The organism is Vibrio sp. SCSIO 43009 (assembly GCF_023716525.1).
Lineage (GTDB): Bacteria > Pseudomonadota > Gammaproteobacteria > Enterobacterales > Vibrionaceae > Vibrio > Vibrio alginolyticus.
Genome location: NZ_CP071842.1, coordinates 2,048,410 through 2,058,785, shown reverse-complemented (window position 1 = coordinate 2,058,785; position 10,376 = coordinate 2,048,410). Strand labels below are relative to the sequence as shown.

Genomic DNA, 10,376 nt, shown 5'->3' with positions numbered 1-10,376 from the left:
ATCGCGCCTCTAGCTCATCAGTTAGAGGCGCTTTTTAAGGAAGAATAATGACAGAACAAAAAACGTGTGCGTGGGCGATGAATCACCCATTAGAGCGCGAATATCATGATTCCGAATGGGGCGTGCCAGTATATGACGACCAAGTCCTGTTTGAATTTATTACGTTGGAAGGTGCGCAAGCCGGGCTTAGTTGGATCACCATTCTTAAAAAGCGCGAAGGGTATAGAGAAGCGTTCGAGAACTACGACCTAGATGCGTTGGAACAAAGAAATGAAGAACGCGCTGAATACATCGTGGAAAACTTCGATGTTGTGAGGCATCGCGGAAAGATTAACTCGGTTTTCAGTAATGCCAAAGCGGCCAAAGCGTTAATTGCTGAATACGGAAGTTTATCAGACGCGTTGTGGCAGTTCGTGGACGGCGAACCAATCATTAATCAATGGCAACATATGAGTGACGTGCCAGTTTCGACAGAGCAATCCAAAGCCATGAGTAAATTCTTAAAAAAGAAAGGCTTCAAGTTTGTCGGTGAAACCATCTGTTATGCTTTCATGCAAGCCGTCGGCATGGTGGATGACCATATCGTTGGATGTCCTAAAAAGTAGCATAAGTAACGTTTGGCTATTAAGCTAATGTTGTTAGTTCTGGCTATCATGAATACGTTCCAAAGCTTCGATTCGACGCCATTGAGTGGCATCGAAGCTTTGTTTTCTTAAAGCAATGATTTCTGCCTGTTTTTCGTCTTGCCCTAGAAAATCCCTATTCAGAATATTTTGACGCTGCTTTAAGTAAGTGGCGAGTTGAGTCTCAAATGATGCTCTTTGCTCATCAAGCTTTTGCAGCCTCTGCGCTCCGGCATCTCCTACCAGAGCAACACGGGCGATGTACTTATCTTGTGAATCAAGCTGAGAAGCTTGCTCGAGCTGCTCTGCTAATGCGTTATTGCGTTCACTTTCTCGTATGTAATCCGGTTGTTCTGATAACGCTTGATTGAGAAGGTGTGTTTGACTCTCGATATCCGATGCCTGTTTTTTGATCGTCAGCTTTTCTAATGCAAGCTGGCGAAGTCGGTTTTCTTCGTCAAACAACTGGGTTATCTGCACCTCGTTAAAGTATTGAAGCTGTAAGTTCAGTATTGCTTCATTCAGCATGGTTAACTGTTCAAGCGTTAGGTGGTTGTGCTCAAAAGGCTCTAATGCAGTGAGTTCTTGCTTGTAGGAAAGGTAGGCTTGAAAAAGTATGGCATCAATATTCAGAGTTTGCTTTGCTAAAGTGTCATCATTGACTTCCGCTTTGATCGTATCGAGATCTTCTTCGCCCAGCCGGCTAAGAGAATATTCGAAGAAATCTTTTGGAGAAGAGACATCGGCGGTTATATCTTGCTGAGATGGCGAATGGTTAGAGGTTATCTCTTGTTGTTTGTCGCTTTGCAACAGAGAAAGCGCTCCCACGCCAAATATCGAGAGCAGGATAAAAGTGGTGAGAGCGACTTTCTTCATTGTGATGACCTCTTATAAACCTTGAAGTTTGAGACGATTTGCATGTTGGCGATAAAGCGTGACTGGATCGGTTTCAAAAAGATGATGAATACCGAGTAGGCCGTTAATTTCATCCAAATGGTTCATTTGATAATCATCACGTATGACTTTGCCCAAATGTGTGCTGCACGCACCAACTAAGCCATCATTTGGCCCATCAAAGGCTAAGCCAAGTACCATCATGGCAGCGTCGGTCGGATCGAAAACGTTTGTAAAAGTGGATGATCCGGTCCATGAGTAGTAATAAACGCCATTTGAAGCCAGAAAGTCACCATTACCACATTCACTGGTAGGGACTCCCTCCGGGTAGTGTTGGTTAAACGCTAATGATCCTTCCGTGGTTAATGCTGCTAGTGAGGCTAAAGGGTCTTGGTCGAGATCAGAACCACCTGATAGAAGATTAATAAGAGTAGTTAAGCCTTGCGCCAGTTTTACCGCGAGCTGCTCACTACCCGAACCCTCAGATACGGTGCCACGAACTAAATCTGCTACTTTAGACCCTTTATTAACGCCTCCTATACTCGTAACTGATGCGACTAGGTCAGGACGGACAGAGGCAACATAGCGCGTTGTTGGACCACCATGACTGTGACCAATGAGATTGACTTTTTCTGCGCCTGTTGCTGCAAGTAAGGTTTCTACTTGAGCAAGCAGTTGCTCCCCTCGAACTTCGCTGCTATTGGTCGCGGATACCTGTGCAACATAAACCGTAGCGCCATCTTTTGTTAAGGAATGTGGTATTCCGAAAAAGTAATCAACGCCTGCCAGGGTATCAAAACCAAACAAACCGTGAACCAGAACAATCGGATACTTGGTTTGGGTATAACCTGTTGCAGCGGATACGGAGGTTATTGGGACGGTAACTAAGGTAAAAAGCATTAGCGCTATAAATTTGAGTTTCAAAACTATCTCCTTGTGGTATGACCTCTTATGAATGATAAAAAGTAGGAGAGAAACTCTAAATTTGGAAAGCCTATTTGTGGCACATTATTTCATTCTGTGACTGCTCAATTGAAAAACAACACAAATGATTAACATTAATTGATGGTTCGGGTGAATGTTAGTTAATTCTAATTAAGTCAGGGGCTTATAAAAACGCCCCGCAATGCAGGGCGATTCAATCATTGTTATAGGGAGGCTTCTTTTTCAAGCATTAAGGCATTATAACGCGCAAAACCAGCCTCTAAATCAGCGATCAAGTCATTTACGTCTTCTAAGCCAATATGAATACGAACCAAAGTACCTTCAAAGTGTGGGTGAGCTATGGTTCTCAGGCTGTTAAAGCTCTTAGGTTCGTTAGCTAGAATGAGGCTTTCATAACCGCCCCAAGAGTAACCCATACTGAAGTGTTTCATACCATCAAGCAGAGCCGTCGTCGCTTTTGGATAAGACGTTTTGAGAACAAATGAAAACAAGCCGTTTCCACCTGTGAAATCTCGTTTGAAAAACTCATGGCCAGGATTTGTTTCTAAAGCTGGATGGCGGACATGATCAACTTCTGGGCGAGAAGCGAGCCACTGAGCGACTTTTAAACTGCTTTCTGCGTGCTGTCTTAGGCGAACATCCAACGTGCGAATACCTCGAAGACCTAGGTATGCGTCGTCAGGAGAAACGCACTGACCCATCAGGTAGCTTTGTTCACGAAGCTGATCCCAATACTTTTCAGAAGCCACAGCAGTACCTAGCATGACATCTGAATGTCCAACGATATACTTAGTTGCCGCTTGAATGGAAATGTCTACGCCATGCTCGAAAGGAGAGAAGTTCACGCCAGCTCCCCATGTATTGTCTAGCATCACGATGATATCTTGCTCATGGGCAATGCGTGCTAATGTAGGTACATCTTGGACTTCCATGGTTATTGAACCAGGAGACTCCAAGAAAAGGACTTTGGTATTCGGCTGAATCAAGTCTCGGATACCTTCACCGATCATTGGGTCATAATAGGTGGTTTCGATACCCATCTTCTTCATGATGGTGTTACAAAAGTCACGAGTTGGTTCGTAACAAGTGTCCACCATTAGAATGTGATCGCCAGTTTCAACGAAAGAGAGGATGGCGTTTGAAATTGCTGCCGTTCCACAAGGGTAAAGCGCGCAACCAGCTCCACCTTCAATCTCAACCATTGCGTCTTGGAAAGCAAAGTGCGTGTTGGTGCCTCGGCGACCATAAAACAACGTTTTGTTTGCACGATTAATGGTGGCTTGGTTCTTTTCTGCAACGGTATTGAATACCACAGTTGAAGCGCGTTGAACGGGTGGGTTTACAACACCATTTGTCCACTTTTTATCGCGGCCAGCGGTAATGAGTTTGGTTTTTTTTCCCTCTGACATAAAAGTTCCCTGTCTTAAATATTGCGGTTTTGAATATTTAAAACATGGACGACGTAGGTTATGCAAGGGAAAAGTCAACTATCAGCCAATAACAGCCAAGATGAACAGGTAATGATGTCGAGAGGTATCGTGTAGATAGGGAGCTAAAAGAACAAACCTCCAGCAGGATGCATGTAGCGCTGGAGGTTTTTTAGTCGGTGTATTTGAGGTATTAGAGGAGTGGGTTGAAGAGATAGAACACTCGCTCTAAGAACCGAGAAAATAGGCTCCTTTTCTCCCATTCTTCCAATACAACAGTGTGAGATTGCTTAATATAGCTATCTTGTAACCAAGACATTTGCTTGGTGAACTCTTCGTCATCAACGGCGAGGGTCACTTCGAAGTTCAGCCACAAGCTGCGCATATCCATGTTTACGGTGCCAACTAAACAGAATTGGTCGTCAATTACGACAGATTTTGTATGCAGCAAACCACCATAAAACTCATAAATCTTGACCCCTGCACTCAAGAGCTCACTATAAAAAGCGCGTGACGCCCATTGCACCATCATAGAGTCATTTTTATGGGGAATAATGAGTTCAACGTCAATGCCTCGTTGTGCTGTCATCTTTAACGTTTCGAGTAAATCAGCATTGGGCACGAAATATGGTGTTGTGATTCGTACCGAGCGATTGGCTTGGTTTATTGCCAATGTTAATACTTGATAGATCAGATATTCCGGCATACCTGGGCCAGAAGGCACAACCTGAATAGGGTGTTGGAATTCACTCTCATCGATCTTGCATTCAGGTAGTCTTGGTAAATGACGTTCGCCAGTTTCGACTTCCCAATCCCAACAGTGGATGGCACTCAATACGTTTACCGTTGGTCCCGTAATGCGAACCATGATGTCCACCCAATGCCCGACGCCACTGTTTTGCTTGAAGTAAGCCGGGTCAACCAGGTTCATTGAACCGGTATAAGCAATTTCATCATCAATTACGATGATCTTGCGATGTTGGCGAAGATCAAGACGACGTAAGAAAATACGCCACATCTTCACTTCTAGCGCTTGAATAACTTCAATTCCAGCATCCTGCATCATTCGATACCAAGGACTTCTGAAAAAACGTGGACTACCTGCTGAATCGAGCAATAGCTTGACATCTACGCCGCGTTTAGCCGCTTGGATAAGTGCAGAAGCGACAGAGTCAGCCAAACCACCCGGATGCCAAATGTAGAATACCATTCGAATACTGCTCTGCGCGTTTTCGATGTCTTCAATAATGGAATGCAAAATCTCATTAGGTGACTGTTGCAGCGACAATGTATTACCGCTCAATGCGGGAAGACCAAGGCGGTTGTTACAAAGTTCATCAATTCGGTAGATGTGCCTTCCCATCGTTTCTGGGTTGTGCGCGTTACAGTCGTTAAGCTGACTGAACCACTTCTCGAATGGTGTAAACATCTCTTTCGCACGTTCGGCTCGTTTTCTGCCTAAGTTCAGTTCACCGAAGAGGAAATAACATGCGACACCCAGAACGGGAAGGATATAAATGATCATTAGCCAAGCTAAAGACACGCTCACTGCACGGCGCTTTAAAACGACACGAATGGTCACACCTGCGACCAGTAACCAATATAGCCCGATGCCAGCTAAAGTAAGAAAGTGATAAAACTTGTCCATATACGCTCAGAGTAATATGCCCTTCTAGGATATTAAGCATAAAAGTGGGTTGGGGGAATAGATTTCCCATTCAGACGTGGGATTGACCTTATATGAGGAACGAATTTCATAACAGCTGATTCTGTTATTTTAATGTGAAAAATAAGGCCATTCTTTAACTTTTGAACAAAAAAGCAGCATTTAACCTGCGTAACTCGACACTTGTGCGATAAATGTACTTTTTTGGGGTTCCAATTTTAAAGGGGAGCTGCTTTACTTTCTAGACATAGTGCGTCGAACGCTTATTTTATAAGTGTACAATAATTTTTACATAAACTTTTTAGACGCCTATCTCTATGCATACACAACAAACTAATTTTGGAGAAAAAGCGTGGCTACAACTAATACAGCAGCACCACGTGATACGTGGGGGTCTAAACTAGGCTTCGTAATGGCAGCAGCGGGTTCCGCTGTCGGTTTAGGCAATATATGGAAATTCCCTTACACAGCAGGTGAGAGTGGCGGCGGTGCATTCGTTGCTATCTATCTTATCTTTGTAATTTTTATCGGCTTTAGCGTGATGCTGACAGAGTTCGCTATTGGTCGTAAGACAGGTCTTTCTGCCGTAGGTGCATTCAAAACAACTGACCGACGCTGGACGTTCACTGGCGTTATGGGAGTCTTCAGTGGTCTTTTGATCATGGGCTTCTACCCTGTGGTTGGTGGTTGGGCATTGGCCTACATCTTTAAAGTGGGTGGTGGTCTACTCAGCGCGCCAGAAGCAATTGGCGACAGCTTTGGCGGTTTCATCTCAGATCCGATTCAACCTTTAATGTGGATGGGTGTTTACCTGTTCCTTAACGTCATGATTGTGATGAAAGGGATCTCGGGTGGTATTGAGAAAGCTGGTAAGGTTCTGATGCCGCTTCTGTTCTTAATCCTAATCGTTGTTTCTGTTAAAGGCTTGATGCTGCCAGGTGCAATGGCTGGCCTTGAGTTCTTATTCATGCCGGACTTTTCTAAAGTCGACAGCAACGTAGTTCTTGCTGCACTAGGGCAGGCGTTCTTCTCACTTAGCTTAGGTATGGGTTGTATGATGACGTACGGTTCTTACCTGAAGAAGAAAGAGAACCTAGTTCAAACAACCGGTATGGTTACTGCGATGGATACAGGTGTCGCGATTCTTGCTGGTGTTGCTATGTTCCCAGCAATGTTTGCCTTTGGCATGGAGCCTGCAGCAGGCCCTGGTCTTGTATTCGTTGTCGTTCCTCAGCTATTTGCTGAAATGGGCGGTGTGATTGGGTTGCTATTCGCGTTGCTATTTTTCATCGGTTTGACGGTGGCGGCATTAACTTCTTCAGTATCACTATTGGAAGTTGTCGTGTCTTACCTAATTGACGAGAAAGGCATGAAGCGCTCTAACGCAGTTCTGTCTGCAAGTGCAGTTATGGCGGCATTATGTATTTTTGCGTCACTATCGTTAGGTGGAATGGGACCAACGCTGTTTGGTACCGGTGCCTTTGATATCTTCGACTTACTAACGGACAAAATCTTCTTAGCGGTTGGTGGTATGTTGGTTTGTATCTTTGCAGGATGGCGCCTAAGCCGTGCTGAGTTAGAAAAAGAGATCACTAATGACGGCGAAGTATCCTTCCCGCTATTTGGATTGTGGTACAACCTAGTTAAATACCTGATTCCTGTTGCGATTGCTATTGTTGCCTTCATGGGGATTAAGTCTGGCTTTGATAGTGGCAAAGGTGAAATCATGCTGCTGGGTATCGCAATCATTGGTCTTGCTGGCATTTTCTCGAAGAAGCTTTAGCAAAGACCTTGGGGGGCAAGCCTCGATAGCTTTGTCCGGTAACTTATGTATACTGCTGGCTCCAAACGTGGAGCCAGTTTTTTATGTTCGATATTCTACATACCCATCCCGATTTTCTGATCATCAATAAGCATCCTAACGTCTCTGTTCATAAAGACGATGGCGACACAATGCTGCTGCAAGAAGTGGCTAAGCAGAGTGGTGATGAGCAGCTCTATCTTATCCATCGCTTGGATAAAATGACATCGGGTATTCTGCTCCTCGGACGCAACGCTAAAGCGGCCAGTACGTTATCGCAAGCTTTTGCTGACCGCCAAGTGGAAAAGTTCTATCTGGCGATTGGCTCTAAAAAGCCGAAAAAGAAACAAGGTTTGGTCGTTGGTGATATGGAGCGTTCGCGCCGTTCATCATGGAAGCTGGTCAACAGCAAAAATAACCCAGCCGTTACCCAGTTTTTCTCTCTTGCGGCAGAGCCCGGAGAGCGTTTATTTTTATGTAAGCCGCACACTGGTAAAACGCATCAAATCCGCGTGGCATTAAAATCGGTTGGCTCAGGTATTGTTGGCGACCCGATTTACAATGCAGGCAATGAGGCTGATCGCGGTTATCTGCATGCATTTTCACTTTGCTTCCAATACCGAGATGAGCAATATCGCTTTGTTTGCGATCCACGAGAATACAAAGTGCTTGGTAACAAATGGCACAGTGAAATCGTCTCTCAGGGTTTGGATACTTGGCTTTCCCCCTGGGAACTGAACTGGCCTACGATCAAATAACCGTCACAAAGAAAACTAATAAGAGAACTCGATGCAAGCATCACAACTTCCGCTGTTTTTTCAGCATCTAGAAACCGAGCTAGCGCAAGCTCCGAATGAAATTCGTCGACTGTTTCATGGTCGTGGTCGTCGTTTTGAGGGCCTAGAGCAAATCACCTGTGACTGGTTACAAGGTCAGTTGATCATCAACTTGTTTAAAGAAGTCGACGACGCGTTTCTCGCTGAGCTGAAAAGCGGCCTCAATGCGTTGGTACAATCACCACTGTGGGCAGACAAGCAAGGTCGCACTATGGTTCTTCAGCACCGTTATGCTGATGGTGCGCCTTCAGAAGTGCTTGTCGGTGAATTAGACGCTCGCCCTGTCGTTGAAGAAAGCGGTTTGAAATACCAATTGGATATTGGCCGCAACCAAAACTTCGGTCTGTTTTTGGACATGCGCTACGGTCGTGATTGGGTACGCGAAAATGCGAAGCATAAAAACGTGCTTAACTTGTTTGCTTACACGTGTGGCTTTTCTGTCGCTGCCATTGCGGGGGGCGCAGATAAAGTGGTTAACGTCGATATGGCGAAAGCATCGCTGTCTAAAGGTCGTGAGAACCACAAGCTAAATGGTCATAACATCAACCAGGTAAGCTTTATGGGGCACGATATCTTTAAATCTTGGGGTAAGATTAAGAAATCTGGTCAGTATGACTTGATCATCATCGATCCGCCTTCATTCCAGAAAGGCAGCTTTGCGCTGACTAAAGACTACAAAAAGATTCTACGTCGATTGCCGGATTTGTTGGCAGAAGGCGGTCAAGTGATGGCATGTGTGAACTCACCATCTGTGACAAGCGACTTCTTGATTGAAAGCATGAAAGAAGAAGCGCCAGAGTTGACATTCCGTGAGCGTCTGGATAACCCGCCAGAGTTTATGGACGTAGACAGCGAAGCAGCATTGAAAGTGTTGTTGTTTAGCGAGAAGCAATGACGACGAAACGAAAGTTGTACCTATCTATAATACCAGCCGTTTGAGTACGGCTGGCATTTCCGCGATACCCCGTCAATCTGAATAGCGAGACGCGAGTGTGATTCAGAGTCTATTATCAGAATGAGTTATTCTTAACACGCTGATATTAGGTTCCTGATCTCGCCTAGGCTCGCCGGAATGACGGGAAACAATAAAAGATCGATACCAGCAGCATTAACCGATCTGCACTTCAAGATCCGCTTCGATGGTTGATGAGCAGGCGAGCACATAGCCTTGTTCAATTTCTTCTGGCGTCAATGTTTCTAGGCTGGTGGAAGAGACGTTGCCTTTACGAACCTTGCATTTACACGAGCCACAAATCCCGCTTCGACAAGCGACGATTAATGGTAAACCTGCGCCTTCGAGCACATCGGCCAGTACCTGACCTTTTTGCGCATCGATGCTTTGAGCAAAATCAGGAACAGAAACGTTAACCGTCTCATCGGAGACCGATGATTCTGCGCCAGTCGCTGGCGTAAAACTCTCTTGGTAGAAGTTCGTCATGTCAAAACCAAGATCATTCAAATAGCCGTGAACATCTTGCATAAACTGGCTTGGACCACACAGGTAAACGGTGCGTTGCTTGAAATCAGGAACAAGCTCTTTAATCCAGTCGGCATTCAAACGACCTTGTGGGTGTGACGTTCCTTCGCGGTTTTTCAGCAACAGCTTTAAATGGAAGTTGGGATATACGGCGTCTAACGTTTCTAGCTGATCGTAGTAAATCGTCTCTTCTGGGCTGCGTGCGATATGAAGAAATGCGATGTCCACATCGTTGTCGTTTTCATCTTGATTACTCAGCCAGTGTTTTGCCATCGAAAATACGGGCGTGACGCCGCAACCTGCACTGATAAGCAAGGCTTTTGTTTCGCCATCACGTAAAACGGGTGGATGGTCAATGCAGTTAAATTCGCCCGCTGGTGGTAATGCTTGAACGGTATCACCAAGCAGCAGCGAGTCAACGATGTAGTTCGATACTTTACCGCCAGATACTCGTTTGATGGTGAGTTGAAGGTGATCGTCTTCATTGATCGAGCTGATTGAATAGGCACGAAACTCCATTTTTCCATCAATTTCGACGCCCAAGTTAATAAACTGGCCAGGCTTAAACTGAAACAGAAGTGATTCGGTTAGTTCGGCCAATTTGATGCTGACGGTGTCGTGTGTTTCGAAGTATTTGTCGATGCAACGGAGTGTGACGGGTTGGTTACCTTGCCATTCAAAAAACATAACAATCTCTTTGGTTGTGG

Annotated in this window: 9 protein-coding genes; 4 read left to right on the top strand and 5 right to left on the bottom strand. The window is 45.1% G+C overall.

What is annotated here, in order from left to right; translation table 11 throughout:
* Nucleotides 1-47: 47 nt before the first annotated feature.
* Nucleotides 48-605, top strand: a complete 558-nt coding sequence (locus tag J4N43_RS09590) for a DNA-3-methyladenine glycosylase I (protein WP_053349511.1) — start codon at nucleotides 48-50, stop codon at nucleotides 603-605.
* A 33-nt stretch (nucleotides 606-638) separates the two neighbouring features.
* Here the strand turns inward: J4N43_RS09590 and J4N43_RS09585 are convergent, their stop codons facing one another.
* From J4N43_RS09585 to cls, 4 genes are all read right to left on the bottom strand, one after another.
* Nucleotides 639-1,499 (bottom strand): lipase secretion chaperone, encoded by an 861-nt coding sequence (locus tag J4N43_RS09585; protein ID WP_053349512.1) that lies wholly within the window; start codon nucleotides 1,497-1,499, stop codon nucleotides 639-641.
* Nucleotides 1,500-1,511: 12 nt separating this feature from the next.
* Nucleotides 1,512-2,441 carry an esterase/lipase family protein gene (locus tag J4N43_RS09580; RefSeq protein WP_136976062.1) on the bottom strand — a complete coding sequence of 310 codons (930 nt, stop codon included), beginning with the start codon at nucleotides 2,439-2,441 and terminating at the stop codon, nucleotides 1,512-1,514.
* A 224-nt stretch (nucleotides 2,442-2,665) separates the two neighbouring features.
* Nucleotides 2,666-3,871, bottom strand: a complete 1,206-nt coding sequence (locus J4N43_RS09575; protein ID WP_053349514.1) for a cystathionine beta-lyase — start codon at nucleotides 3,869-3,871, stop codon at nucleotides 2,666-2,668.
* 211 nt (nucleotides 3,872-4,082) lie between these two features.
* Nucleotides 4,083-5,537, bottom strand: coding sequence for a cardiolipin synthase (gene cls / locus J4N43_RS09570; protein WP_005378105.1), 1,455 nt, complete (start codon nucleotides 5,535-5,537; stop codon nucleotides 4,083-4,085).
* Nucleotides 5,538-5,967: 430 nt separating this feature from the next.
* Between cls and J4N43_RS09565 the strand changes: the two genes are divergently transcribed.
* The 3 genes from J4N43_RS09565 to J4N43_RS09555 all read left to right on the top strand — a co-directional run bounded on the left by J4N43_RS09565 (nucleotide 5,968) and on the right by J4N43_RS09555 (nucleotide 9,087).
* Entirely contained in the window at nucleotides 5,968-7,338 is a 1,371-nt protein-coding gene (locus J4N43_RS09565; protein WP_042522154.1) for a sodium-dependent transporter, read from the top strand.
* An 83-nt stretch (nucleotides 7,339-7,421) separates the two neighbouring features.
* Nucleotides 7,422-8,114: a TIGR01621 family pseudouridine synthase gene (locus tag J4N43_RS09560; RefSeq protein ID WP_158159621.1), complete on the top strand. Its 693-nt coding sequence runs from the start codon at nucleotides 7,422-7,424 to the stop codon at nucleotides 8,112-8,114.
* 31 nt (nucleotides 8,115-8,145) lie between these two features.
* Nucleotides 8,146-9,087, top strand: coding sequence for a class I SAM-dependent methyltransferase (locus tag J4N43_RS09555; RefSeq protein ID WP_158159622.1), 942 nt, complete (start codon nucleotides 8,146-8,148; stop codon nucleotides 9,085-9,087).
* Nucleotides 9,088-9,300: 213 nt separating this feature from the next.
* Here the strand turns inward: J4N43_RS09555 and J4N43_RS09550 are convergent, their stop codons facing one another.
* Nucleotides 9,301-10,356, bottom strand: a complete 1,056-nt coding sequence (locus J4N43_RS09550; protein ID WP_062730697.1) for an FAD-binding oxidoreductase — start codon at nucleotides 10,354-10,356, stop codon at nucleotides 9,301-9,303.
* Nucleotides 10,357-10,376: the final 20 nt, after the last annotated feature.